Origin of the sequence: Bradyrhizobium sp. Arg816, from assembly GCF_029989365.1 — a bacterium.
Taxonomy (GTDB): Bacteria; Pseudomonadota; Alphaproteobacteria; order Rhizobiales; family Xanthobacteraceae; genus Bradyrhizobium.
This window is the reverse complement of the sequence record NZ_JAPRAQ010000026.1, coordinates 1-23,769: the sequence shown is the minus strand read 5'-3', so window position 1 is coordinate 23,769 and position 23,769 is coordinate 1. Positions and strand designations below refer to the sequence as shown.

The window sequence follows — 23,769 nt, the reverse complement described above, 5'->3', positions numbered from 1 at the left end:
CTGCGCAATGACCATGCAAGTCAGAAAGAACATCGGCGCAACCGACAAGGTCGCGCTGGATGCTCCGATCTTCGATCCCGTCGCATTCCGCCTGAGCGACGAGCAGGCCGGCATCATCGCGCGCGCCCGCGAGATCGGCCAGAGCGTGTTCGCTGGTCGCGCGGCGACTTACGATCGCGAAGCGATCTTCCCGACTGAGAACTATCGCGACCTGCATCGCGTCGGCCTGCTCGGCATCGCGGTTCCCAAGAAGCATGGCGGGCTCGGCGCGAACTATCAAACCTACGCGCTGGCGGCAGCCGAAATCGGCCGCTATTGCGGCGCGACCGCCCTCACCTGGAACATGCACGTCTGCTCGACCCTGTGGTCAGGTCCGCTCGCCGACGATCTCGACATGGATGCGGAGACCCGCGCCGAGCACGAACGAAGGCGCGCGGTTCATTACAAGCGTATCGTCGAGGATGGCGCGATCTACTCGCAGCCCTTTTCCGAGGGCGGAGCGGCCGCGGCGGGCGGCGTCGCGTTCGGCACAGAAGCAAAGCCCGTGAAGGGCGGTTGGATCGTCAACGGCAAGAAGATCTTTGCATCGCTGTCCGGTCATGCCGACTACTACGGCGTGCTCTGCACCGAGATCGAGGAGGGCGAAAAAGCCTCGCGCCGCAACACCCTTTACCTCGCGATCGCCGCGAAATCGGACGGTGTCTCGGTGGTCGGCGACTGGGATCCGCTCGGCATGCGCGGCACAGTCTCTCGCACGCTGCTGTTCAAGGATGTGTTCGTCCCTGAGGAATCCGCGCTGATGCCGCGCGGCGTTTATTTCCAGGCGGCGATGCGCTGGCCTCATATGTTCCTGACGCTGTCGCCGACCTATATGGGCCTGGCGCAAGCCGCCTATGATTTCACCGTGCGCTATCTTCGCGGCGAGGTGCCGGGCATGCCGCCGGTCAAGCGCCGGATGTACCCGACCAAGCAGATCGCGGTCGCGCAGATGCAGATCAAGCTCGAGCAGATCAAGGCGATCTGGTTCCAGGCGGTCACCGAGGCCCACGCCAATCCAAGCAAGGAGCAGGTGCTGCGCGCCTATGCCGCGCAATATTCGGTGATGGAGGGCGCCAATGAGCTCGCCGCGCTCGCGATCCGCACCTGCGGCGGTCAGGCCATGCTCCGCTCGCTCCCGCTGGAGCGCATCTATCGCGACAGCCGCTGCGGCTCGCTGATGCTGCCCTGGACAGCCGAGCTCTGCCTCGACCGCATCGGGCGCGAGGCGCTGTACGAGGCCGGTGAAACGGACGACTGACCGTGGACCTCTGTAGTCTGATCGATCGCAACGCGGCGTTCGCGCCAGACAAGACGGCGATCGCCTTCGAAGGTGAGCGGCTGAGCTACGCCTCCCTCGCCGCGCGCATCGAGCGCACCGCCACGGCGTTGAAGCAGGAGCTCGGCGTCGGCCGAGGCGACCGCGTCGCAATCCTGAGCCTGAACCGGCCGGACTACCTGGTTCTGCTCTACGCATGCGCGCGACTGGGTGCGATGCTGGTGCCGCTGAACTGGCGGCTGGCGGTTGCCGAGCAGCGCTTCATTCTCACCGATGCGGGCGCAAAGGTCCTGGTGCTCGAGCAGGCATTTGCGGGAGTTCTCCCGGAGCTTGCGCCGGGGACGGCCGTCATCGGCCTCGATTTCGCGCCGTCGCGGGGCGTGACATTCGAAGACCTGCTGGCTCGCAGCGAAGGCAGCGGCCGCAATTCGCACACCGATCTCTCCTGCCCGCTGCTCGTCGTCTACACGTCTGGAACGACGGGACGGCCGAAGGGCGCTGTTCTGCGGCAAGAAGCCTTGTTCTGGAACGGCGTCATGAGCCAGCACATGCACAACATGGTCTCGGGTGATCACGTGCTGACGGTACTGCCGTTCTTCCATGTCGGCGGCCTCAACATCCAGACCACGCCGGCGCTGCAGCTTGGCGCGACCGTCACGATCCACGCCCGCTTCATGCCGGATACTGCGCTCGCGGCCATTGAACGGGAACGACCGACCCTGACAGTGATGGTGCCTGCAATCCTCCAGGCCGTGAGCGAGCATCCCGCCTGGACAACGACTGATCTCTCGTCGCTCAAAGCCGTCTCGACCGGCTCGACCATCGTGCCACCGCACCTGATCGACCGCTTCGTGGCGCGCGATGTTCCGGTGCTTCAGGTCTATGGATCGACGGAAACCTGCCCCATCGCAGTCTACACCCGGCTTGGCGGCGATCTTTCGCGCGCGGGATCGACCGGACTTGCCGGCCTGTGCTGCGAAGCGAAGGTGATCGATCAGGCCGGCAATGAGGTCCCTGCGGGTGCGCCGGGCGAAATCGCCGTACGAGGGCCCAACGTGTTCTTCGAATATTGGGGCAATGCGGATGCCACGCACGATGCGCTGCACGACGGTTGGTATCGCACCGGCGATATCGGCCTGTGCGATGCCGACGGGTATTTCTGGGTCCGCGACCGCAAGAAGAATGTGATCATTTCCGGCGGCGAGAACGTCTATCCGGCCGAGGTCGAGCGCGTCCTGCTCGAACATCCCGATGTCAGCGAATGCGCCGTGATCGGCCGGCCGGACCCGCGCTGGGACGAGGTGCCGATCGCCTACGTCATCGGGCGGTCCGGCTGCCGGCTCGAAGCGGAGGAGCTGAGAGCGCATCTTCAGACGCAGCTCGCCCGTTACAAGGTTCCGCGCGACATCGTCTTCGTCAACGACCTGCCGCGCACGGCGCTTGGCAAGGTCCAGCATTTCCTGCTGAAGCAGCTTGATGCGCAGTCGCGCGCGCAAGGAGAAGCATCTTGAAGATTGCAGTTCTGGGTGGGGGAAACGGCTCTTTCGCGGCCGCGGGCGATTTTGCGCTGTCGGGGCATGAGGTCCGGCTCTGGCGCCGCGACACCGATCAGGTGACGGAGCATCGCGCGGCCGGCTCGCACATCCTGGTCAAGGATCATAATGGCCGGCACGATGTGAAGCTCGCGCTGGTGACGACCGACATCGCCCAAGCAATTGATGGCACCGAGCTGATTCTGTGCCCCGCCCCTGCCTTCGCGCAGCCGGACATTGCTCGTTTGCTCGCTCCGCATTTGCGGGACGGCCAGGTCGTGTTCCTGCCGCCCGCCACGTTCGGCTCGATGATCTTCGCCCAAGCCGCGCGGGATGCCGGAAACCACGCCAAGGCAAGCTTTGCCGAGACCGGCACGCTGCCTTGGCTGACCCGCAAGCACGGGCCGTTCGAGGTCGCAATCACCATCCGTGCCAAGCGGCTGCCGGTCGGCGTGTTTCCGCTCGATCAGGCCGCGCATGCACTCGAAGTGATCGGACGCGCTTTCCCTGATGCGATCGAGCCCTGCGGCGATGCGCTCTCCGGCGCGCTGATGAATGCTGGGCCCATCATTCACCCGCCGCTGATCGTGATGAACGCCGGCCCGATCGAGCATTTCGAACGATGGGACATCCACAAGGAAGGAACGCAAGCCGCGATCCGCCGGGTGACCGACGCGCTCGACGCAGAACGGATCGCCGTACGCGAAGCGCTTGGCTATGGCGCTCCGCATTTCCCGCTGGCCCACCACTACGCCAAAGAAGGCGAGATCTGGATGTATGGCCGTGGCTCGCACGACCGGCTGACCGATTCCGGCGACTGGCGTGAGCGGATCGTGCTGACCGAGCACCGCTATATGCGCGAGGATTTGCGGCTTGGGCTATCGCTGCTGGTCTCCGTTGCCGGCATCGCGGGTGTATCCACGCCGCTGGCCAGAGCATTCCTCTCCATCGGCGGCGCTGTGTGCGGTGAGGATTTTGCGCAAGGCGGCCGAACGCTCGAGACGCTCGGACTAGGCAATCTCGGCAAGGCCGAACTACAGACGATTCTCCGTACGGGGTTTTAACCGATGACCCGCCGCGCCAACATTGTCTGCCTCGGGGCCGGCCGCATGGGGCGCGGCATCGCCGTCGCGTTCGCCTACGCAGGGCATACGGTCACGATGATCGATATCAAGGGCCGTTCCGCGGACGATTTCGCCAGGCTGGAGGCGGACGCGCTCGACGAAGTCGGGAAGACCTTTGCCAGCCTGTCGAAGCTGGGACTGCTGACCGAGGCAGATGTCGATCCGCTTATCGCACGGGTTTCGGTGGTGCCGGCCAGCCGAAGCAGCGCAGCGCTGGCCGAAGCCGGGATGGTCTTCGAGGGCGTTCCCGAGGTCGTCGAGCTCAAGCGCGAGGTGCTGGGGGCGGCCTCAAAGCAAGTCGGCCCGGATACGATCATCGCTTCGACCACGTCGACCATCCTCGTCGACGATCTCGCTGGGGCGATCGTGAACCCTCGCCGCTTCCTCAATGTGCACTGGCTCAATCCAGCCTATCTGATCCCGCTGGTCGAGGTTTCACCCGGCAAAGCCACCGATCTCGCCATCATCGATGAGGTCAAGGCGCTGCTCGAAGCCATCGGAAAGGTCCCCGTGATGTGCGCGGCGACGCCTGGCTTCATCGTCCCGCGCATCCAGGCGCTGGCGATGAACGAGGCCGCACGCATGGTCGAGGAAGGCGTCGCCAGCGCCGAGGAGATCGACAAAGCGATCCGTTACGGCTTTGGCTTCCGCTATGCCGTGCTCGGACTGCTCGAGTTCATCGACTGGGGCGGCGGCGATATCTTGTACTATGCCAGCCGGTATCTCGAAGGCGCGCTCGGCAGCGACCGCTATCGCGCGCCGGACGTCATTTCCCGCAATATGCGAGAGGGCCGCATCGGCTTGCGAACGGGTGCCGGCTTCCTCGATTATTCAGGCATGGACGTCGATGCCTATCGCGTGAAGCGGCTTCAGGCCATGGTCGACCTGCTCCGGCATTTCGGCCTGGCGCGCCCACCGGTCCTCGACCGCAGCTAGCCGAAGACGTCCTGCAGCACGCCTTCACGAACGACCGCGACGCCGTCGAGTTCGATCGTCGTTCCCATCATCGGCAAATCAAAGTGGCCCGCCGTGTAGCGGCCGGCAAATTCGTTCGCGCCGGTCGAGAAAAGGAAATTGCCGGAGACGGCACGAATTTCAGTGCCGTTGGTGTCGCGCTGGTCATACATCGAGAGGGCTTCGTAGCGGGCCCCCGGATTCATGCCGAAACCGACATGCGAGACCGCATAGGCCTCGCGATCGCCCCACGCCGCGAGATAGGCGCGCATCATCGCCGCATCCGTGCCCTCGCCCTCCAGCTCGACAACATAATCGTCCTTCAGCGTCATTTTCACCGGGGACGCCAGGTAGCGCTTGAAGGTCAGATTGATGTCACCGGGGGCCATCACCAACGTCCCGTTGATCGTTCCGCTCTTGGGAAAGCTGACCACAATGCCACCCGGCCAGTGCGCCAGCGTGCCGGGCTTGTCGGTCCAGCCCCACACGCCGACCGTGGACGCACCGACCATGTCAACGTCGAGCGTCGTGCCGGCTTTCGATGTCACGCGCATCCGCTTCGTCCCACGCAACAACTTCGCCGCCGCGCGAACACGCTTCTCGAGTGCGGGATCCGGCACCATCCGCTCCAGCGCTTCCGGGTGTTCGTTGGAGATCACCAATATCCGCGCGCCGGCCTTGAGGATTTCCGGCGTTTCCACCGCATGCATCAAGCCCTCGATGGTGCAATCCACCACAAAGCCGGCCTGCTGGAGTGCGGTGATGACCGGACCAAGCCGCTGGATTGCCTCGCTTGCCCCGGTCGAGCGAACCGGCACGATATTCCGGTTACGCGGCGTCGGCATCACCACATGAAACGGCCGCGCGCCCATCCGCAGCAGGGCGAGCTCCGCCAAATGAACGTTCAGCGCACGCGATTGGGTTTCCGAGAGGATCGCCGCGGTGTCGCCGGCCTTGACAGCGCAGCGCTCAAAGATCTCGCAAAACGCGTCGATCCATTTTGCCTCGATGCGATCCGCCAGCATGGTTCACTCCCGGTCTTCTGGTTTCTTTGTTCAGTCAGATCACGCTTCGGGGAAGCCCCGCAAGAGATACGATCGCAAGGCGCCCAGCAAGCCGTTCAGGATCAACCCCAGCAGCGAGATCGTGATCAGCGGCACGAACATGTCGACGGCCTGAAAAGTTCGGGCCGCCGTCACCAGCACATGCCCCAACCCGTCCGTCGACGTGATCATCTCGGCCAGAAACACCACGATGCAGGAAATGACAAGGCCGATCCGGCAGCCGGTCAGGATCGAGGGCATCGCTGCCGGCAAGACCACCTTGAACAAGATTCCATAGCGCGGCGTTCCCGCCGCCATGGCCGACCAGATCAGCTTCTGCTCGACGGTTGATGCGCCGTAATAGGTGGACAGCAAAATGGGAAAGAGTGCGTCGGCCGCCACCAGCGTGATTTTCGATCCGTGGCCGAAGCCGAGCAGAAGCAACAGCGCCGGATAGAGTGCGACTTTAGGCAACGGCGCCAATACGCGCACGATTGGCCGAACCACGGCGTTGATCGCTGGATTGGCGGCCGCGGCAATGCCGATACTTACACCGAGCACGACCGCAATCGCAAAGCCGGCAAACAGCCGGATCAGGGTCGCGGCGATCTCCTGCTGAAACGTCCACGTCACGAGTTGCTGGAGCAACCTGCTGAAGATGTATCCCGGCGGCGGCAGCAAGACCGCAGGCGCAAAGCCGAACGATACGAGGCTTTGCCACACCGCGATCACGAGCACAATTGGCGCGAGCCCTAGAACGACGTTTGCTGAGAGAATACGCGATGTCATGAGAAGCTCAGCGGCATGTCGAACTGAGGTTCGGACCAGCGCACCAGCCGTGCGCGGACCCGCTCAAAAATCGCATCGAGGCAAATTCCCATCGCCCCCACGATGATGATCATCGCGAAGACGGTGTCGTATTGGCCCATGTCCAAAGCGTTGAACAGAATGTTGCCTGCGCCGGACTGGCGGGCGATCATCTCGCTGGTGATCATCGTGATCAGCGCCAGCACGAGACCCGTGCGACATCCGGTCAAGATCTCCGGCAGCGCCGCCGGCAGCACGATCCGCACCAGCCGTTGCAGCGGCGAAAGTCCCATCGCAGCGCCCGACCACAGCATCTTCTCTTCGACGGCTTGGGCTCCCTCAAAGCTGTGATAGATCACAGGGAGGCTGACGCCGAGGAAGATCACCAGCGTCTTCGTGATGTCGCCGACGCCCAGCCAAAGCATGATGATCGGCATCAGCGCCGCTTTCGGCACCGGATAGATCACCATCAGAAACGGGTTGAAGAAGGCCGCGACGGCGCGGCTACGCCCCATCAACAGACCCAGCGGGATCGAAACGAGCACGGCTACACTGAACCCGATCGCCATGCGGCGAAGCGAGGCCAGGATATTGATCAGGGACTCCTTGTCGCCAAGGATGTCCGGGATTGCGCGGATCGCCTCGATCGCCGTCGGAAAGCTGTCATTCTTCAGCGCGAGCGACGCGACCTGCCACACCGCCAGCAGCCCGATGCAAGCGAACACCGGTGCGGCACGTCTGACGGCGGCACCCAGAGATGTCATGACGGCGATCCGGTCTCGTCGACCTCGTCGAACATCCGCTCGATGTCGACGACGTATTTCTGGTAGCGCGGATCGAGCAACAGCTCGCTGCGGCGACGCGGCCGAGGCAGATCGATGTCGATCACCTGCCGAATGCGGCCGGGAGATTTCGACATCATCACGACCTTGTCCGACAGGAAGACGGCCTCGTCGACCGAATGGGTCACAAACAGCACCGTCTTGCGGTCACGCTCCCAGATGTTCAGGAGATCATTCTGGAGACGTGTACGGGTGTGCGCGTCGAGCGCGCCGAACGGCTCGTCCATCAGCAGAACTTCAGGGTGGTAAGCCAATGTCCGGGCCAGCGCGACGCGCTGCTTCATGCCACCCGAGAGCTCCTTGGGATAAAAGTTCTCATAGCCTTTGAGGCCGACCATCTCGATCAAGGCCTGGCTCTGTGCTCCGGCCTCGGTGGCAGGCACACCTTGCTGGCGCAGGCCATACATCACATTGCCCAACACGGTCTTCCAGGGAAACAGAGCGAACTCTTGAAACACTGGTCCGCGATCCGGACCCGGCCCCGTGATCGTCTGTCCCTTCATCCTCGCCACGCCGCTGGTCGGGTTGACGAAGCCGCCGACGATATAAAGCAGTGTCGACTTGCCACAGCCGGACGGACCAAGGATCGAGACGAAGGCTCCTTCCTCGATCGTCAGCGAGATGTCCGATAGCGCCAAATGATCCTTACGCGCCGAGGTCTGGAAAACCTGGGAGACGCGGTCGATCTCGATGATCGCAGAAGCCGGCCTTTGCGACGTCACCGGATTCACCCATTCGCTCGATCTCGAAGGCACTACCCTCATCCCGTCTCTCGCTTGACTCACGCGCGAACGTCACGCAATCGATCCGCTGATGTCCTCCATCAGCTGATCGAGCTTAGCAAGAAACTTGCCAGACGGGCGGTCAATCTCGCACGGAAGCGGCGCGTCATTCGAACCAAGGCCATTCTGCAGGGCCCTCATGTGTGACGGCTCCGCCCGGCGCCTGTCCGACCAGCCGCGCATACTTTGCGAGCGCACCTGCACGGTGGCGGGGTGGCCGTGGCTTCCAATCGCGTCGGCGCGCCGTGAGTTCCTGCTCGTCGACCAGCATATCCATCCGCCGGTTTGCGGCATCGATCCGGATCCTGTCGCCGTCGCGAACAAGCGCCAACGGACCGCCGACAAACGCTTCGGGGGACACGTAGCCGATGCACATGCCGCGAGTGGCGCCGGAGAACCGTCCATCGGTGATCAGGGCCACCTTCTCGCCCATACCCTGGCCGTAGATCAGCGCGGTAACGCCGAGCATCTCGCGCATGCCCGGGCCGCCGACTGGCCCTTCATTGCGGATCACCAGCACCTCGCCCGCCGTGTAGGCGCGGTCACGGACCGCTTTGACACATGCCTCCTCATCTTCGAAGACACGCGCAACGCCCTCGAAGTGATGACTCTTCAAACCTGCGACCTTGATCACCGCACCGTCTGGACAGAGATTGCCCTTCAGAACCGCCACGCCACCATCAGGCATGATCGGCGCGCGAGACGCGTAAACGACTTCACCATCGGGAGCGTTGGCCGCGCCATATTCTTCAGCGAGCGTGCGCCCGGTCACGGACAAGCAGCTCCCATCGATGTGCCCGCTCTGGATCAGCTCGCGGATCACGACGGCCGCGCCGCCGATGTCATAGACATCCTTCGCCGTGTATTTGCCACCCGGCCGCAAGTTTCCGATCAGCGGCGTCCTGGCAAAGACCTGGCCGACGTCATCGATCGTGAATGCGATCCCGGCCTCATTCGCGATCGCCGGCAGATGCAGCGCTGCGTTGGTCGAGCCGCCCGTGGCGGCCACAATCGCCGCACCGTTCTCGAGGGATTTCCGAGTCACGAGGTCTCGCGGCAGCGGGCCGCCACGTTCCAGCATCTCCATCACCAGTCGCCCGGCGCGGCGCGATATCTGTGCACGTTCGGCATAGACACCGGGCACCATCGAGACGTTGGGAATGGTCAGCCCCATCGCCTCCGACACCATCCCCATCGTGTTCGCGGTAAACTGGCCGGCGCACGCACCAATGGTCGGTAGGCAGGCGCGCTCGATCCGCTCGAGCGTGGCGCCGTCGATCTCTCCGGTCATGAAGCTGCCGACGGCTTCATAGGAGTCGAGCACCGTGAGAGTCCGTCCGTCCACCCGGCCTGGCAACGAGCTGCCGCCGTAGATGAAAATGGACGGTACGTTGCAACGAACCATGCCCATCATCACTCCGGGAAGCGTCTTGTCGCATCCGCCGTACCCGATCAGCGCGTCATAGGCGAGACCATGAACGACGGCTTCGATCGAATCCGCAATCAGCTCGCGCGAAAAGAGAGAAAACTTCATTCCCTCGTGATTCATGCTGATGCCGTCGGAGACCGACACGGTCGAGAATTCGCGCGGCGTGCCGCCAGCCTCCTCGATTCCCGTCTTGGCCGCGGCCACCTGGAAGTCGTGGGTCATATTACAGGGCGTCTGCTCGCCCTTCATGCTGACGACGCCCACCATCGGTTTGGCGATCGCTGCGTCGTCAAGCCCCATTGCGCGCATGAAAGCGCGGTGCGGGGCCCGGTCGAGGCCGTCAGTCGTGACCCGTGATCGCAACTTCTTCATACGCGCATCTTCTTCAGGCAACGTCCCGGATGATCCGCGGCGCCGCGATCTCGTCGTTCGATAATTCGCGCCCCGCGCCTATTCCAGCGGCGCGACGATCGTCGCGTGCTTGAACTGCGTGGCATCCAGCTTCGGCAGCATTCCGGTCTCCGCGTAGATGTCCAGCATCTTCTGGATCGCGGGGAAGTTCGGCGCAGCGCCTGGATCCCGGCCGAAATCGTTGTCCTTGAGCAGATAGGTCTCGAGCACCGGAATAGGCGCCTTCAGAACCTCATTGACGACCTTTAGCGTCTCTTCGCGGTTGGCCAGCGCTTTCTTCATGCCTGAGGTAATGTCACGCACGTAGGCCTTCACCAAGTCGGGGTTCTTGTCGACGAAATCAGCGCGGCAGGCTTCCAGGATGTGCACGATGTTCGGCATCGCCTGCGACAACGAGAACAGCTTTCTTGTGCCACCCTTCGCCTCCGCACGTGCGGCAAACGGCTGGTTCATGTTGACCGCGTCGACACGGCCCTGGCGCAGCGCATCTTCGGAGACGGCAAAGCCGACCTCGACCAGCTTGATATCCTTGGCCGGATCGACGCCATTCTGCTTGAGCAACAGGTTGAACGGGCCTTGCGTGCCGCCACCAATCACGGAAATGCCGACCGTCTTGCCCTTGAGATCGGCGATCGTCTTGATAGGCGAGTCATCCATCACCGCCCAATAGACCGAGAAACCGCCGGGCTTCTCGAAGACGTGCTGCGCCACGATGTAGGCCTTGAGATTGCCGCCGACCACACCGTTGGCGAGCGACAGCGGCGCTTGCGTCGCGCAATCCAGCGCGCCGGCCGCCAATGCCTGCGTCATCGGCGCGGTGCCCTGAAATTGGGTCCATTCGATGTTGTAGGCCTTGCCGATATTGGGAAACTCAGCTGGCCTGCGCATCATCCAGTACTTGGATTCCTCGGCCGGGATGGTCCAGCCAACGCGAATGGTCTGCTGTGCCCATGACGGGCCTGCCCCCGCGCTCGCAGCCGCGGCCGCTCCCAAAGCCAGGATCCACTTCGAAACGGTTCGCATCGTGCCCACTCCGCTGCTCCGGCGCCGACCGGCGCCGCCCAACCCGACCGCCTCAAATGTTTCATGGTTCAAACAATCAGGCAAGCCATGCGAGCCGGACGGTTTCGCCGTCCGACCCGCAATGTATGGTAAGGCGGCGTTTGCGCTGCGACAGAAGGAGGCAACCTATGGCTGATGCGAGCAAGACAAACCCGCAGGGCGTCGAGAGGCTCGGCTATCTCGGCCTTGGACTGATGGGAACGCCGATGACCCGGCGCCTGCTCAAAGCCGGCCATCAGGTCGCTGTCTGGAATCGTTCGGAGGGCAAGGTCGCTCCGATCGTCGCGGCCGGCGCCAGGCGCGCAGCCACGCCCCGCGACATGTTGGCGAACGCGGATATCGTCTTCATGTGCGTGACCGATGCCGCCGCCGTCGAAAAGGTGATCTTCGGACCCGAAGGTCTTGCAGCGGCTTCCGGCGCAGGCAAGCTCGTCGTCGACTTCTCGTCAATCCATCCCGACGCCGCGCGCGATCTTGCAGCGCGGCTGAAGGACGCGAATGGCGCGGGCTGGATAGATGCGCCGGTGTCCGGCGGCACCAAGGGCGCAGAGGAAGGCACGCTCGCCATCATGGCCGGCGGAGAAGCTGCTGACATCGAGCGGGCACGGCCCTATGTGCTGCACATGGCACGCAGGTTCACCCACATGGGCCCGATCGGGGCTGGCCAAACCACAAAACTCTGCAACCAGGTGATCGTCGGATGCGCGATGGCCGTTTTGGCGGAAGCAACGCGCCTTGCCTCGAATGCAGGAATTGACGCAGGCCGGCTGCCCGAGGCCCTCGCCGGCGGCTTTGCGGATTCCATCCCGCTTCAGCTCTTCGTGCCGCGCATGGTCCAAGGCATCCACTCGCCGCCGCTTGGCCATATCGCGACAATGCTCAAGGATCTCGACACGGTCGCCGATGTCGCCCAGGCGACGTCAACGCCGGTGCCGATGGCGACCCTCGCGGGACAGATATTCAGGCTGGCCAAAGCTGCCCGCGGCGCGGACGCGGACGCTTTGGAAATCTACAAGCTCTCGGCCACAGGCCGCTGAGCCGACGAGCGTCCTTGAATCGCCTTATGGCGACTTCTTGCGTTCATCATCAGCCAGGAACCGGCCATACACCCCGCGCGCAAACAGCAGGGGCTCCTTGGCGCTGTAGGCATAAGCCTCGACCGCGCCGAGAAAGATCACGTGGTCACCGCCATAATAGCGATTAACCGATCTGCATTGAAAGTTGGCGACACTCTCCGCAAGCACCGGAGCACTCCCGAGGCCCGGGGTCCAGTCGATCCCGGCGAACTTGTCCTCGGACGATTTTGCAAATTTATTCGCAAGCGCCTGCTGCGACGTGCCGAGTATGTGAACGGCGAAATGGCTGGCGTTCTGAAACACGGGGAGGCTTGAGGAATAGAATCCGAGGCTCCAGAGGACCAGAGGGGGATTCAGAGAGACTGACGCGAACGAATTGCAGGTGATGCCATAGGGCTTTCCGTCTGGGGCCATGGCTGTGATGATCGTTACGCCCGTTCCATATGTACCGAGCGCGTTGCGAAAATCGCGGGGATCGATCGGCGAGCTGTCGCTGGCGAGCTCATTGGCTGGGTCGGGAGCGGCCGGCTGCTTCGGCAGATCATTCATCGGCCGGCCTCACAGCGTGAGATTCTCGGACGGCAGGCCCAAAGCCACCCGTCCGTAGTTGGTTCCGGCCGCATCAAAATTGAACGCAAGATGCGAGTTGATCGCGTGCGCATCGCGGAAATGCCGCTGCAGCACGCCCGTCGTGAACAGACCGCGCGCTCCGCTCGCCGCAAACAGCATCGAGACCGCGTCGGTGCACAGATTCACCGAAAATGCTCCATCGCGACGATATCTGGTCTTGGTCGCCATATCAGGAATACGACCGCGCCTTGCATCCTCCATTGCATTGACGCAGGCCGAACGCATGATCAGGCGCGCAGCGTCGATCTTGGCCGAAGCCTCCGCGATCTTGATTTGCGTGCTTTGAAAGTCGCTGAGCTTGGCACGGTTGTAGGTCGAGATGCGATGACGCGCGACCTCCGCATAATCGTCGAGGCATACTTGCGCGTTCCCCAGCGCGACGCCGGAGAGGACGTAGGGAAACAGCGAGAACACGGGTAGCGCATACAGCGGATTGGGATTGACCTTGCTTCCCGGCGTCGGGCCGCCCGCAAGATCGCCAACCGCGACCGTCATAAAGTCGGGCACGAAAGCGTCCCTGACTTCGACGTCGCAGGACCCCGTCCCGCGCAGGCCCGCGACATTCCAGGTGTCCAACACCTTGTAATCGCCCTTCGGCAGCAGAAAGATTCGATACTCGATGCCGTCCGCCTCGTCGTCGGAGTAAACGACGCTTGCAAGCATGTTCCATTCGCAGGAGGCAACGCCGGAGGAGAACGGCCAGCTGCCGTGCAACCGGTAGCCGCCCTCGACCCTCGTGGCGCGTCCGGCAGGAAAAATGAACGAGGACGCAATCAGCGCGTCCGGATCGGGGTCCCAGACTAAATCCTGCGCCTTTTGCGCGAACATGCCGAGCATCCAATGGTGGCTTGCCAGGTTAGCGAGATTCCACGCCACTGACGCATCCGCCATTCCCAGCAGTTCGGCGCAGTCGACAAGAGCGACATAGTCAAGCTCGGCACCGCCGATGCGCTTCGGCTGCAGCATGCGGAACAGGCCGGCGTCGTGGAGATCCTTCTCGGTTTCCGTCGGAAGATGCCGCAGTTCCTCCGTGCGGGCAGCCCGCTCTCGCAGCCGCGGCACCAGCGCCCGGGTCCTCGCGATCATTGCCGCATAGGCATGTTCGCCGGCTTCCCGCCCCGTCGGCTGGCCCATGCTCGGCTCTTGACCAGGCGCCATTCGAGTCCCTCGCTTTCACATAGTTATGCGGCGGGAACTTCGCCAAATCAAGCTGGGCAGGATTAACGTTGCGTGGTCGCTCTGCACCCCGGCTGTCCGCAGGAATGCGATGTCGCGTATACCGTCTTCTCGAAGCAGCCTTCCGCAAGCTTTGCGATGCCTGGCTCCACGGAGCCGACCGCTCAGGCTTAGCCTGAGGTCGATGGCTTGCCTGATCCAAAGACGCCCTTCTGAGTGAACTCCGAAATCCGGCGCTCGTCGTAACCGAGCGTATCACGCAGGACGTCTTCGGTATGCTCGCCTAACAGGGGCGCAGCGACGGGATCAATCGCTCCCGTCAGGCTCATATTGATCGGAGGTTCGATATTGGGGATCCACTCTGCCGTACGGTGCGGAATTCTGTTCAGGCGATGGCGCTGGCGAGCCTCGGGCGCATTGAACCCCTCTTCGACCGTTCGGAGATAGCCGACCGGAATATTGGCCAGCTTCATCCTTGCCATCCAATTCTCGAGGGTATCGCTCGCGAAGACCTCTGCAATGGCTGCCCGCAGGAGCTCCTTGTTCTCGGAGCGCGCTTTGCGTGACGCGAACTGCGGATCAGCGATCAAATCGGGCCGGTTCAGCACCTCGACCACCAGCCGGCGATAGAGCCGGTCATTGGCGCAGGCCATGTAAAGCGGCCCATCGGAAGCTTCATAGACACCGACAGTGGGGGACCCGCTCGGCGAATTGCCGAACCGGCCAGGGTTTTCGCCGTTGATCAGATAGGCCATGCCGTAAAAGCCGGTCATGCCCATGGCGACGTCGAACAGGGCGACCTCGACATGCTGCCCACGGCCGAGCCGATCGCGCGCCAATAGCGCCAGCAGGATGGCGTTGCAGGCGGACATCCCCGTCGCCATGTCCACGATCGGCGGGCCGGTACGAACCGCCGGCCCATCGGCAAACCCATTGAGCGACATGAAGCCGCTTTCCGCCTGCGTGATGGGATCGAAGCCAGGCCGCGAAGCGAACGGTCCGGTGCGTCCGTAAGCGGAAATCGAGCAATAGACCAGCCGCGGGTTGAGCGGCGCGACCGCCTCGTAGTCGAGGCCGAATTTCTTCATGACCCCGCTCGAAAAATTCTCCACGACCACATCCGCCTTCCTGATCAGGTCCAGTGCGATCTCGCGGGCCTGCGGCACGGTCAGGTCGAGCGCGATACCGCGCTTGTTGCGATTCAAGCTCAGATAAGCGGCGCTTTCGCCGCCGATTTCGGCGTGTTCATAAGCGCGCGTATCGTCGCCGCCATCGGGATTCTCGATCTTGATGACGCGTGCACCGAAATCGGCAAGCGTCTGCGTGCAGGCCGGCCCCGCCACTATGCGCGTGAAATCGACGACCAAGAGACCGTCGAGCGCGGTAGGCGCGCCCGTCGCCCGCGACGAACGTTCCGGTAATTGAGGCTTGGTGGGCATCGACGGCGCTCCCTTGCATCGGCTTATGGTCGCCGAATTTCCTGCAAGACCAAACTTAAAGCCCGGCGCCTCCGACTTCGCAAGTGCCTCAGCCGCATCGCTTCAATACGCAAAAAGGGCCCGGCAGCCGTCAAGCTGCCGGGCCGTCGGACATTCCGCATGTACAAGGTCGTGCGACGTCTAGCGCTGGCCATTTAAAACACGTTCCGCACGACGGGAAACCCTGCTCAGCGAAGCCACTTTCGCCAATAAAGCGTATGCGCCCAGGCCCAAGGAGCCTCAGGTTCGAAGAGACGATAACCCGCCTGGATGAAGTTATTCGCAGAGACTGGATTGTCCGTCGTGTCAGAGACGACGCTGTCCCATCCGATACGCCGTCCCCTCGCCTCGACCACACGCATCAACCTGCGCTGAAGGCCGCGCCCCCAATGCCGTTGCAACACGCCGACCCTGGAGAAGTAGCCGCCGTTTCGAACGTGCGTCGACGGCATGACGCCGGCAAAGGCGACCGCCTCATCGCCATGATAGGCAAGCCACCACGCTCCCAACTCGAATTGCGGCATGGCCGCCGCATCGAAGAACGTCAGCTGATGCAGATCAGCCAACGTGTCGACGAGGTCGTCATCGGATGCATCGACGATACGAATTCTGTACATGAGACGGCCCGTTTGCGGGAAATAGCGTGAGTGCAAGTGCAGCCATGTCGTCGCCGTGGCGGCTCACTTGCCCAGTACGACCTTAACGCCTAGCCAGACGGCGCCCATCAGTCCGGTCGCGATCACCGTGATAACGGCCTTGAAGGTGTAGCTCTGCGCCTGCTCCACGCTCTTTCGCCACCTCCGCAGATGCTGGAAATCGGCCCTTAGTTCCTTTCGATCGTCATCTTCGATTCCGAAGGAAGCCAGCACCGATGCGACGGCCTTCAAAACGATTGCATCGACACTCTCCTGTTGCAGCCTGTGTTGCTCTGCCAGTGTCTCGGCAACTATCGCCCTGATTTCTTCATCTGGCATCTTCACCGCTTGATGATCCTTGCAACGTTCTCGAAACCACGCTTGGCGAAGTAGAAGGAGACCACCAGATTGGCCGTGATCGCCGCAAATCCCGCCAGAGGGTCCGTCGTTCCGAGGCCGAGAACCTTGTCGAAGATCAGGAGCTTCGCAAAGTAGAGAGCGACGCAGTAACCCATCAACTTGTCCGGCTCCCAAGTGCGAGCGATATCAGATGGGCGGTCATCGTCTCTCCACGAAAAAAGAAAATGCGCGGCAGATCGCGTGACGAAGCCGCGATCGTTTCGGGCGCGAACCCTATCTCCGTGTCCGGAGACCGCAGCGGCGCGAGCAACAGGCCCGGCGCCGCGGACCGGCACGTTCGCGCGTGCACGGCCAGCAATGGTACGGACGGCGGCGCGCCAATCGGCGCTCCCTTAACGTGATCTAGCGAGTGCGTGGCCGGATGCGCGGCCACCGTCCGATCTGAAATCGAGACGAAAAAACCCGCGGCGGATGCTTCCGGCGCGGGTGAACCAAACTCGTCTCGATGATGTCATTCTGCCGGTGTTTTGCCCGACGTGTCAAACCTTGTCTTGAGTGAGATCGTCACGCCAAACAGAAACAAAAAAGCCCGCTGCGGATCCGCGCGGGCCGAACCAAACGTCTTTCGATGATGCCATTCTGCCAGTGTTTTGCCCGACGTGTCAAACATCCTCGTTCGACCGCACCGTGCCGGAACTTACCCGAAGAGCGGCGCGTTTATTCCTTCAGTCAAAGGAACGTGCATGCGATGAGCCACACCGTACTGGTTGTTGACGACGATCCCGGCGTCCTCGACGTCATCGTGGGCATGCTGGAAGATCTCGGCTGCGAGGTGACAAGCGCCCAAAGCGGGCGGGATGCGCTCGATCGGCTCGGGCAGAACGAGAACATCTCCATCCTCATCACGGACATCAATATGCCGGGCATGGATGGTCACGAACTGGCCGAACTGGCGAAGCGGCTACGCCCGGGATTGAATATCCTGCAATTATCGGGGCGCGAACCGCGGCGCGGGGGCCTGCCAATGATCAGAAAACCGTTTTCGTTCGAGGAGCTCGCCGACACCATGCAGCGAACCATCGGCGTTCGCTGAACGCAAGATGCCCAGAAGAAAACCCGCGGCGGGGGCTCCCGCGCGGGTCGAACCAAACTCATGTCGATGATGCCATTCTGCCGGTGTTTTGCCCGACGTGTCAACGCGGCGAACGCGGAAGAAGGAGCCCTCCCTCCCACTTTGATATGTGGTGCGCAAGGGGCTTGCTTCAAGCCCCCCGCCCTGCCGTAGAACCCCCGACCCAATGACCATCCAAAGCAGCAACTCGAGGGGGTCCACATGCCTGTATTGCTTCCGTCGTCCCGGCCGCGCGGCCGTTCCGAGCGGGCCGGCGCCATCCGCGCGAGCCACCATGCCGTGGTGATCGCCGGCGGCGGCCCGACCGGGTTGATGCTGGCCGCCGAGCTGGCGCTGGCGGATGTCGACGTCGCGGTGGTCGAGCGGCGCGCGGATCAGGAGCTCGTCGGCACGCGGGCCGGCGGATTGCACGCGCGTACCATCGAAATCCTCGATCAGCGCGGCATCGCGGAGCGCTTCCTGCGGGAGGGGCAAGTCACCCAGCTCGCGGGCTTCGCCTGGACCAGGCTCGACATCGGCGATCTCCCCACCCGGCACGCTTATGGCCTCGCGCTGCGGCAGAGCCACATCGAGCGCATCTTGGCCGACTGGGTCGAGGAGCTCGCGGTGCCGATCTATCGAAACTCCGAGGTAACGGGCTTCGTTCAGGACGCGACCGGTATCGACGTTGCGCTCTCCGGCGGCAAGACATTGCGCGCAAGCTATCTCGTCGGCTGCGACGGCGGTCGCAGCCTGGTGCGTAAGAAGGCCGGCATCGATTTCGTGGGCTCCGATCCGACGCTCAGCAATCTCATGGCCGAAGTCGAGATGCGCGACGAGCCGGCGTGGGGCCTCCGCCACGACGCCATCGGCTTTCATGGTCTCAGCAAAGCGGAGAGCGGTCGCGTGCTGGTCGTCGTGACGGAAGCGACGCTCGACCGCACCGGCGAACCCGGCTTGCGCGATCTCAGCGATGCGCTCGTCGCCGTGTATGGCACCGACTTCGGGGTCCAAAATCCCGCCTGGATCTCCCGCTTCACCGATGCGGCGCGCCAGGCCGTGTCCTATCGCCGGGAGCGCGTGCTGCTCGCCGGCGATGCCGCGCATATCCATCACTCCGTCGGCGGACAAGGCCTCAACACCGGCGTGCAGGACGCGGTCAATCTCGGCTGGAAGCTGGCGCAGGTGGTCAGGGGCATTTCGCCCGACGGCCTGCTCGACACCTACCACGCCGAACGGCATCCCGTCGCCGCATGCGTCTTGCGCAACACCATGGCGCAAATCGCCCTGCTCCGCCGCGGCGAGGCCGGCCTAAAGGCTGCGCGCGATGTGGTGTCCGACCTGCTCGCCATGGACGAGCCGCGCAAACGTTTTGGCGCGATGATGAGCGGACTCGATATCCGCTATGATCTCGGCGAAGGACACGAACTGCTCGGGCGTCGCGTCCCCGATCTCGACCTCACGGTCGATGGCTGCCCCCGAAAACTCTTCGCGCTGCTGCACAGCGCACAGGCTGTGTTGCTCAATTTTGGCAAGCCCGGCAGCGTCAACATCGCGCCCTGGGCAGATCGCGTCGGAACAGTCGACGCCGACTACAACGGCGCATGGGAGCTTCCGGCCATCGGACAGGTCACCGCCCCCAAAGCCGTGCTCGTGCGGCCCGACGGGCATGTGGCGTGGGTCGGAGATGAGAGCCAACGCGGACTTGCGGACGCCCTGACGACCTGGTTTGGACCGCCGGCTGTGGCGTAGCGCACGAACGTCAGAGACGCCATACAAACAAAGCCCGCGGGATTCCGCGGGCTTGATCCGAACTCATCTCGATGATGCCATTCTGCCAGTGTGTTGCCCGACGTGTCAAACGACCTCGCGTGGTGCGCCTAGGACTTCGACGCCTTCACTCCGGCCGAAGCAACAGACAAAGCCAGATCTTCCACGAATCTCGACGTGAAGACACTAGGGACGAAGGTTCTTTTAATTGCCGTAGGGATCTCCGAAGCGTAGGCCTCTAAGACCGGCAGCCTTGCAGGCGTCCTTCATTGCTTGGTCGCAAATAATCCTCGTCTCCAGAAAGCGTGGCCGGAAAATATGAGCAGAACCGATGGCCTCCTCTCTGAAGACAAAGCTGGAAATCGCCACGTTACTGTACCGCCTGAAATCTGTCCCATCATCCAGGATTTCGACGTTCGACTTTTCCTCGTCGATGACATCGAGTTGGCGCACGATATCGCCAAGCCAATAAACCGGCGCAGCTCCATTCAGTGACCGCGTTTCGCACTTCAAGAACGCCACACCCTCTCTATCCACGGCCTCCAGAACGCTCTTCATCCGATCTGATACGAGCCAAAGGTCGTGAAATAGCTCCCAATCGACCGGCGGCCGCCCGAGAGATTTATCGATAAGCAATCGTGGCGGCTCGGACAGCGGAGGAAAGCATCGTTTGCCTCGCGGTGACATCAGCGGGCGGTTTCCGCTCAGGACCACGATATTTTCCATTTGCAAACCGGGGGGCGAGTGAATTCTGAAATCCAGCCCGACACGATAGAGTTTCGGCGCCTTCGGCTTTCGTCGTTCAGTAGGGGACGCAGCCATGAATCATTCCTCCCTGCGAATATGCGCTCGGCTCCTCACACTCATTACGCCAAACCGTCGGTACGGAAGACAAAAGCAATCGACTTCGTAGTAGCGCTGCTTTCGCGCGTTGGGTCGTCGTTTCGTACCCATGACCATCATGCGCGTCGAGACGCGGCGTAGAACTACCATCAACTGCCAACAAAAAAGCCCGCGGTACCCCCGCGGGCTCGATCCAAACTCATCTCGATGATGCCATTCTGCCAGTGTTTTGCCCGACGTGTCAAACGACCGATCTCAAACGGCGCGATCGCAACTCCTTTCGTATCAACTCTCTCTATCGTGCCGAACCGTCGCTACAGAACAACACAGGCAAACCGCCGAATTGATCGGAGTTCTTGTAGCGAACTGTGAAGCGCTCACGCGCGCTGCCACCAAACGTATCACCGTCTTTGACCACAAGTCCGTGCTCGACCAGATAGACGGCTAGGCCATCCACTTTTTCGATCAAGGTGGCAAGCGCCAGCTTGCGAGTCTCGAACTCAATTTCACGCTCGGCAAATGCCGACAGCCCCATCGTTACCGCGCCGATGCCTGCGTCTGATCGGAACGGCAATATGTCGACCCACAGCGAGGAAGGGCAGTCGGGAAACGGCGCAAACGATCGGGTCGAAAAGTCCAACCATAGATCGGCAGGTCGCGCGACCTTGCCATTCCAGACCACAGCGCAGCATTGCGGCATGGTCGCGATCAACGCGCCGATGACTGCAGTCGTCAGACGAGCTGTGGGCAAAGGTCGCTGGTTTTGGCCAAGCACCGAAACGATCAGATGCCCTCGGTGCCGCGCAGCGATCGCCTTGCCCTGCGGCCATGTCGCGGAAGCGCGCGACCACAGGCCGGGATCTTCTGGAATGGCCGCCGGCATCGACATGACCGCAACGAGTTCGTTGCCACAGCGAAGGAGCGGCGAACCCTGGCGACCGCTCCCCTCGCCGCCTCCTTCCACCTCCATCGGCAGTTCGGGATGTCGCGCCCGAATAGCCTCGGCAAGCGCGGCCATGTCCGGAGTTGCAGGCGTCTCCAACAAGACCAAGGCAAGAAACGACTTACTCATTCGGCCGCCTCAGGTAAGTTTCGAAGCGTGACCATCAATCACGGCTCGCTCATAGGTTGAGTTGACCTCAACTAGAACATAACGAGAACGATGTCAACGCATGCTCGCCCCGTACTCCACGCTTTTGCTGTTCCGAGCGATGTGCGAAAGCCCATGCATGCGAGCTCGCGGCCTGGCAGCGTGTTCGCGCTCGACTTGTCGGGGCTGACGGCCCCCGGATCAAGGGACTAGAACCTCGCCGCGACGGACGCTCGAGATTTCCGGAGGAATGTATCAAATGTTGCAGACGCCTGCCGGGGACAGGCATACAGTCAGCCATCACCGCGCGGCACGTGGCATCGGTCGGTGATGAGAACGCCAGTTGCGCTCCCGCCCCACTCGAACGAGGGAGCAGCGTCATGCTGAGGCGGCGTCGTTTCAAACAGTCCAAAACTCTCCACGAGCGGCTCGCAGACGAGGCCGCACGCCTTCGCGACGAGGCCCAGGCGCTTGCGCCGGGGCGGCGCCGCGAGATCCTGCTGCGCCGGGCGCGACAGGACGAGACGGCCATCCAGATCGAGTCCTGGCTGCATTCGCCCGGCCTGAGGCCGCCGACATGACCCGGCAATACCGCGCGTATCTGGTCGGCGAGAACGGCGTGTTTCTCTCCGCCGAAGCGTTCGAGGCTGACTCCGATGTGGCCGCGCTTCGCGTCGCACAACAGTTCACGCGCCGGGGCAACGTCGAGGTCTGGCATCTCGACCGGAAGATCGGGCTGTTGACGCAAGCCACGCCGCCCGTCGCAGCCTGACCGGCAGCCACGCACCTGAGCCGCCGCACCGGAAGGTGTCACTCCTCCGCAAGCTTGCGCTCGATATAGGCGTCCACCGTCTCGGCGAAGGAGCGCTGCACCCCGACCGCGGCACCGTGCTGGTCGAGCGCGTCGCGCTGGAGCACGCGCAGGCCGCGCCCGCGCAGGCTGGCCGGCGCGGTGTTCAAATATTGATCGATGGCGCCTTTGGCGAGCGGAATGGCCCTCGGATCGCCCCTTGCGATCAAGAGACGCAAGAGGCTCTGGCAATCGGCCAAACCGGGCATGGCTCAGCCTTCAGCGTTGCTGCGATTTCGGCTTCGGTCGCTTGACCGTCTGGGTGTGCGTGCCGAACAGCGCCAGCAGAAACGCGATTTCTTCCTTCGAACCGACCTGGATCATGACTTGTCTCCTTCACGCTCCGTTGGTCGGGGCCAACGGGCGCGGCGTTCAGGACAATCGGGTTTCAGCAATGTTTCAGGCGTGTTTCGTCGGGACCGAAAACGATCTCCAGACCTTTCGATGATGGGTGATGATGCCGTTCTGCCGGTGTTTGTCCGATCAGCCCGAACTCGTGAAAACGGCCCCGGCGCGGGACGGGGGGCTGGGGGCGCCGGAGCCGCCATTTCCGGCCGGCGATCGGCGGTGTGCCGGCCATAATCCCAAATGGAGTTTGGAGCTGGAAGTTCCTAAAGTGGACCGGCAACTTCGCAGCCTCTTCTTCACTTTCTTCAGCCGCTGCCCACCTGCCTGACCGCCTTCCTCACCGCGGATGGCTGGCAGATCAGGAAACTGGGAAATTCACCGGTCTGGTCCACATTTGTTATGGTAAGGATTTGTTAACCGGGAAAAGATGGCAACCCGGGGAGCTGGTCGAGGCATTTCATTTCGGAATTATTGAAACCCGGAAGCATGAGGGGCCGCTGTCCAAGACAGCGGCCCTTTGCTTTGACACCCCGCGAAGGCGCCGACGGGGATATAGAAATAAATCATGAACAAACGAAAGGTGATCTTCACCTCGAGTTCATGTCGCCAGCCCTAAACCTCGGGCTCTGACGGCACGTAGGTAGGAAACATGTCCTTTGACCCGATGGCCGCTGCGGTTGACTGGCTTGATGCCTATCGCGCCGGCGACATCGAAACCATTTTGAAAACGTATGCCGATGATGCGATCGTCCATTGCGCCTGCGGCGGCATGAAGACGATTTCGACCCGGCAAGGCCTGCGTGCCTATTGGGTCGACCGTCTCAGGGATTATCCCGCTTCGCATCTGGACGATCTCCATCCGTCGGAGGATGGAGCAGCCATTTCCTATATCGCGCGCGATGGCGTCGTGAGCGCGATCCTCACCTTCAATGCATCAGGTCAGATTGCTTCGTTGACGTGCGGGCCTTTGAACCAGGGCGTGTACTCATCTGTGGACGCCCCGCCAGATGCAAGCGGTTTTTGAGGAAGATTGGCACGTAGTCGGATGCTGCCATCTGTCCGGCCTCTGATGCAGCGATGGAGCTGCGGGCCTGTATGGGA

At 62.5% G+C, this 23,769-nt stretch carries 25 protein-coding genes and 1 pseudogene; 10 read left to right on the top strand and 16 right to left on the bottom strand.

Translation table 11 applies throughout. The features are described from left to right. The first annotated feature begins 7 nt into the window (after positions 1-7). Genes OWC48_RS38085 through OWC48_RS38070 form a run of 4 tightly spaced genes read left to right on the top strand, consistent with a single transcriptional unit; the run spans position 8 to position 4,907 of the window. A complete protein-coding gene (locus OWC48_RS38085) occupies positions 8-1,297 on the top strand; it encodes an acyl-CoA dehydrogenase family protein (RefSeq protein WP_282524600.1) in 1,290 nt (429 codons plus the stop codon). A gap of 2 nt (positions 1,298-1,299) precedes the next feature. Further along, positions 1,300-2,826, top strand: a complete 1,527-nt coding sequence (locus OWC48_RS38080) for a long-chain fatty acid--CoA ligase (RefSeq protein ID WP_282524599.1) — start codon at positions 1,300-1,302, stop codon at positions 2,824-2,826. After that, on the top strand, positions 2,823-3,911 hold the full coding sequence (locus tag OWC48_RS38075) for an NAD/NADP-dependent octopine/nopaline dehydrogenase family protein (RefSeq protein ID WP_282524598.1): 1,089 nt from the start codon (positions 2,823-2,825) through the stop codon (positions 3,909-3,911). The genes OWC48_RS38080 and OWC48_RS38075 overlap by 4 nt, the downstream gene beginning before the upstream one ends. Before the next feature lie 3 nt (positions 3,912-3,914). After that, positions 3,915-4,907 (top strand): 3-hydroxybutyryl-CoA dehydrogenase, encoded by a 993-nt coding sequence (locus tag OWC48_RS38070; RefSeq protein ID WP_282524597.1) that lies wholly within the window; start codon positions 3,915-3,917, stop codon positions 4,905-4,907. Here the strand turns inward: OWC48_RS38070 and OWC48_RS38065 are convergent. The 6 genes from OWC48_RS38065 to OWC48_RS38040 form a co-directional block, all read right to left on the bottom strand. Next, the gene (locus OWC48_RS38065; protein WP_282524596.1) at positions 4,904-5,950 is read right to left on the bottom strand and encodes a peptidase M29; all 1,047 of its coding nucleotides are present in this window, start codon (positions 5,948-5,950) and stop codon (positions 4,904-4,906) included. The two genes, OWC48_RS38070 and OWC48_RS38065, sit on opposite strands and share 4 nt — an antisense overlap. Before the next feature lie 39 nt (positions 5,951-5,989). Next, a complete protein-coding gene (locus OWC48_RS38060) occupies positions 5,990-6,757 on the bottom strand; it encodes an ABC transporter permease (protein WP_282524595.1) in 768 nt (255 codons plus the stop codon). Next, positions 6,754-7,539, bottom strand: coding sequence for an ABC transporter permease (locus OWC48_RS38055; protein WP_282524594.1), 786 nt, complete (start codon positions 7,537-7,539; stop codon positions 6,754-6,756). Before OWC48_RS38055 ends, OWC48_RS38060 begins: the two co-directional genes overlap by 4 nt. Then, positions 7,536-8,381 (bottom strand): ABC transporter ATP-binding protein, encoded by an 846-nt coding sequence (locus OWC48_RS38050; RefSeq protein WP_282524593.1) that lies wholly within the window; start codon positions 8,379-8,381, stop codon positions 7,536-7,538. The genes OWC48_RS38055 and OWC48_RS38050 overlap by 4 nt, the downstream gene beginning before the upstream one ends. A 124-nt stretch (positions 8,382-8,505) precedes the next feature. Beyond that, positions 8,506-10,200, bottom strand: a complete 1,695-nt coding sequence (gene ilvD / locus OWC48_RS38045; RefSeq protein ID WP_282524592.1) for a dihydroxy-acid dehydratase — start codon at positions 10,198-10,200, stop codon at positions 8,506-8,508. Positions 10,201-10,278: 78 nt separating this feature from the next. Beyond that, positions 10,279-11,262: an ABC transporter substrate-binding protein gene (locus OWC48_RS38040; RefSeq protein WP_282524591.1), complete on the bottom strand. Its 984-nt coding sequence runs from the start codon at positions 11,260-11,262 to the stop codon at positions 10,279-10,281. Positions 11,263-11,429: 167 nt separating this feature from the next. On the opposite strand from OWC48_RS38040, the gene OWC48_RS38035 reads away from it, so the two are divergent. Beyond that, a complete protein-coding gene (locus OWC48_RS38035; protein ID WP_282524590.1) occupies positions 11,430-12,338 on the top strand; it encodes an NAD(P)-dependent oxidoreductase in 909 nt (302 codons plus the stop codon). 24 nt (positions 12,339-12,362) lie between these two features. On the opposite strand, the gene OWC48_RS38030 is transcribed toward OWC48_RS38035, so the two are convergent. The 7 genes and pseudogenes from OWC48_RS38030 to OWC48_RS38000 all read right to left on the bottom strand — a co-directional run bounded on the left by OWC48_RS38030 (position 12,363) and on the right by OWC48_RS38000 (position 17,326). Beyond that, a complete protein-coding gene (locus tag OWC48_RS38030) occupies positions 12,363-12,926 on the bottom strand; it encodes a flavin reductase family protein (RefSeq protein ID WP_282524589.1) in 564 nt (187 codons plus the stop codon). Between the two features lie 9 nt (positions 12,927-12,935). After that, complete coding sequence (locus OWC48_RS38025; RefSeq protein WP_282524588.1) at positions 12,936-14,165, bottom strand: acyl-CoA dehydrogenase family protein; 1,230 nt, start codon at positions 14,163-14,165, stop codon at positions 12,936-12,938. Positions 14,166-14,353: 188 nt separating this feature from the next. Next, the gene (locus OWC48_RS38020) at positions 14,354-15,622 is read right to left on the bottom strand and encodes a CaiB/BaiF CoA-transferase family protein (RefSeq protein ID WP_282524587.1); all 1,269 of its coding nucleotides are present in this window, start codon (positions 15,620-15,622) and stop codon (positions 14,354-14,356) included. Between the two features lie 227 nt (positions 15,623-15,849). Continuing rightward, entirely contained in the window at positions 15,850-16,278 is a 429-nt protein-coding gene (locus tag OWC48_RS38015) for a GNAT family N-acetyltransferase (RefSeq protein WP_282524677.1), read from the bottom strand. 63 nt (positions 16,279-16,341) lie between these two features. Beyond that, positions 16,342-16,641 (bottom strand): hypothetical protein, encoded by a 300-nt coding sequence (locus tag OWC48_RS38010; RefSeq protein ID WP_282524586.1) that lies wholly within the window; start codon positions 16,639-16,641, stop codon positions 16,342-16,344. After that, positions 16,638-16,832: pseudogene (locus tag OWC48_RS38005) on the bottom strand (hypothetical protein); the annotation flags it as partial. The gene OWC48_RS38010 and the pseudogene OWC48_RS38005, both read right to left, overlap by 4 nt. A 335-nt stretch (positions 16,833-17,167) precedes the next feature. Further along, the gene (locus OWC48_RS38000; RefSeq protein ID WP_282524585.1) at positions 17,168-17,326 is read right to left on the bottom strand and encodes a hypothetical protein; all 159 of its coding nucleotides are present in this window, start codon (positions 17,324-17,326) and stop codon (positions 17,168-17,170) included. 78 nt (positions 17,327-17,404) lie between these two features. Between OWC48_RS38000 and OWC48_RS37995 the strand changes: the two genes are divergently transcribed. Both OWC48_RS37995 and OWC48_RS37990 read left to right on the top strand, forming a co-directional pair. Next, positions 17,405-17,749: a response regulator gene (locus tag OWC48_RS37995; protein WP_282524584.1), complete on the top strand. Its 345-nt coding sequence runs from the start codon at positions 17,405-17,407 to the stop codon at positions 17,747-17,749. 240 nt (positions 17,750-17,989) lie between these two features. Beyond that, entirely contained in the window at positions 17,990-19,519 is a 1,530-nt protein-coding gene (locus OWC48_RS37990; protein WP_282524583.1) for an FAD-dependent monooxygenase, read from the top strand. A 222-nt stretch (positions 19,520-19,741) separates the two neighbouring features. Here the strand turns inward: OWC48_RS37990 and OWC48_RS37985 are convergent, their stop codons facing one another. Then, the gene (locus OWC48_RS37985; protein WP_282524582.1) at positions 19,742-20,359 is read right to left on the bottom strand and encodes an imm11 family protein; all 618 of its coding nucleotides are present in this window, start codon (positions 20,357-20,359) and stop codon (positions 19,742-19,744) included. A 316-nt stretch (positions 20,360-20,675) separates the two neighbouring features. Continuing rightward, positions 20,676-21,452, bottom strand: a complete 777-nt coding sequence (locus OWC48_RS37980; protein WP_282524581.1) for a DUF4261 domain-containing protein — start codon at positions 21,450-21,452, stop codon at positions 20,676-20,678. Between the two features lie 398 nt (positions 21,453-21,850). Between OWC48_RS37980 and OWC48_RS37975 the strand changes: the two genes are divergently transcribed. Beyond that, the gene (locus OWC48_RS37975) at positions 21,851-22,051 is read left to right on the top strand and encodes a hypothetical protein (RefSeq protein ID WP_282524580.1); all 201 of its coding nucleotides are present in this window, start codon (positions 21,851-21,853) and stop codon (positions 22,049-22,051) included. Further along, positions 22,048-22,242 (top strand): hypothetical protein, encoded by a 195-nt coding sequence (locus tag OWC48_RS37970; RefSeq protein WP_282524579.1) that lies wholly within the window; start codon positions 22,048-22,050, stop codon positions 22,240-22,242. Before OWC48_RS37975 ends, OWC48_RS37970 begins: the two co-directional genes overlap by 4 nt. A 38-nt stretch (positions 22,243-22,280) precedes the next feature. On the opposite strand, the gene OWC48_RS37965 is transcribed toward OWC48_RS37970, so the two are convergent. Continuing rightward, complete coding sequence (locus OWC48_RS37965) at positions 22,281-22,529, bottom strand: hypothetical protein (protein WP_014493719.1); 249 nt, start codon at positions 22,527-22,529, stop codon at positions 22,281-22,283. 788 nt (positions 22,530-23,317) lie between these two features. Here OWC48_RS37965 and OWC48_RS37960 point away from each other — a divergent pair. Further along, on the top strand, positions 23,318-23,692 hold the full coding sequence (locus OWC48_RS37960) for a nuclear transport factor 2 family protein (RefSeq protein WP_282524578.1): 375 nt from the start codon (positions 23,318-23,320) through the stop codon (positions 23,690-23,692). The last annotated feature ends 77 nt before the right edge of the window (positions 23,693-23,769 follow it).

Coding starts and splice junctions, on each gene's coding strand:
- OWC48_RS38065 (WP_282524596.1), bottom strand. CDS start 5,950: ATGCTGGCGGATCGCATCGAGGCAAAATGGATCGACGCGTTTTGCGAG.
- OWC48_RS37960 (WP_282524578.1), top strand. CDS start 23,318: ATGTCCTTTGACCCGATGGCCGCTGCGGTTGACTGGCTTGATGCCTAT.
- ilvD (WP_282524592.1), bottom strand. CDS start 10,200: ATGAAGAAGTTGCGATCACGGGTCACGACTGACGGCCTCGACCGGGCC.
- OWC48_RS37980 (WP_282524581.1), bottom strand. CDS start 21,452: ATGAGTAAGTCGTTTCTTGCCTTGGTCTTGTTGGAGACGCCTGCAACT.
- OWC48_RS38070 (WP_282524597.1), top strand. CDS start 3,915: ATGACCCGCCGCGCCAACATTGTCTGCCTCGGGGCCGGCCGCATGGGG.
- OWC48_RS37970 (WP_282524579.1), top strand. CDS start 22,048: ATGACCCGGCAATACCGCGCGTATCTGGTCGGCGAGAACGGCGTGTTT.
- OWC48_RS38015 (WP_282524677.1), bottom strand. CDS start 16,278: ATGTACAGAATTCGTATCGTCGATGCATCCGATGACGACCTCGTCGAC.
- OWC48_RS37985 (WP_282524582.1), bottom strand. CDS start 20,359: ATGGCTGCGTCCCCTACTGAACGACGAAAGCCGAAGGCGCCGAAACTC.
- OWC48_RS37965 (WP_014493719.1), bottom strand. CDS start 22,529: ATGCCCGGTTTGGCCGATTGCCAGAGCCTCTTGCGTCTCTTGATCGCA.
- OWC48_RS38055 (WP_282524594.1), bottom strand. CDS start 7,539: ATGACATCTCTGGGTGCCGCCGTCAGACGTGCCGCACCGGTGTTCGCT.
- OWC48_RS38040 (WP_282524591.1), bottom strand. CDS start 11,262: ATGCGAACCGTTTCGAAGTGGATCCTGGCTTTGGGAGCGGCCGCGGCT.
- OWC48_RS38035 (WP_282524590.1), top strand. CDS start 11,430: ATGGCTGATGCGAGCAAGACAAACCCGCAGGGCGTCGAGAGGCTCGGC.
- OWC48_RS38050 (WP_282524593.1), bottom strand. CDS start 8,381: ATGAGGGTAGTGCCTTCGAGATCGAGCGAATGGGTGAATCCGGTGACG.
- OWC48_RS38060 (WP_282524595.1), bottom strand. CDS start 6,757: ATGACATCGCGTATTCTCTCAGCAAACGTCGTTCTAGGGCTCGCGCCA.
- OWC48_RS38085 (WP_282524600.1), top strand. CDS start 8: ATGACCATGCAAGTCAGAAAGAACATCGGCGCAACCGACAAGGTCGCG.
- OWC48_RS38020 (WP_282524587.1), bottom strand. CDS start 15,622: ATGCCCACCAAGCCTCAATTACCGGAACGTTCGTCGCGGGCGACGGGC.
- OWC48_RS38030 (WP_282524589.1), bottom strand. CDS start 12,926: ATGAATGATCTGCCGAAGCAGCCGGCCGCTCCCGACCCAGCCAATGAG.
- OWC48_RS38000 (WP_282524585.1), bottom strand. CDS start 17,326: ATGTTTGACACGTCGGGCAAAACACTGGCAGAATGGCATCATCGAAAG.
- OWC48_RS37995 (WP_282524584.1), top strand. CDS start 17,405: ATGAGCCACACCGTACTGGTTGTTGACGACGATCCCGGCGTCCTCGAC.
- OWC48_RS37990 (WP_282524583.1), top strand. CDS start 17,990: ATGCCTGTATTGCTTCCGTCGTCCCGGCCGCGCGGCCGTTCCGAGCGG.
- OWC48_RS38025 (WP_282524588.1), bottom strand. CDS start 14,165: ATGGCGCCTGGTCAAGAGCCGAGCATGGGCCAGCCGACGGGGCGGGAA.
- OWC48_RS37975 (WP_282524580.1), top strand. CDS start 21,851: ATGCTGAGGCGGCGTCGTTTCAAACAGTCCAAAACTCTCCACGAGCGG.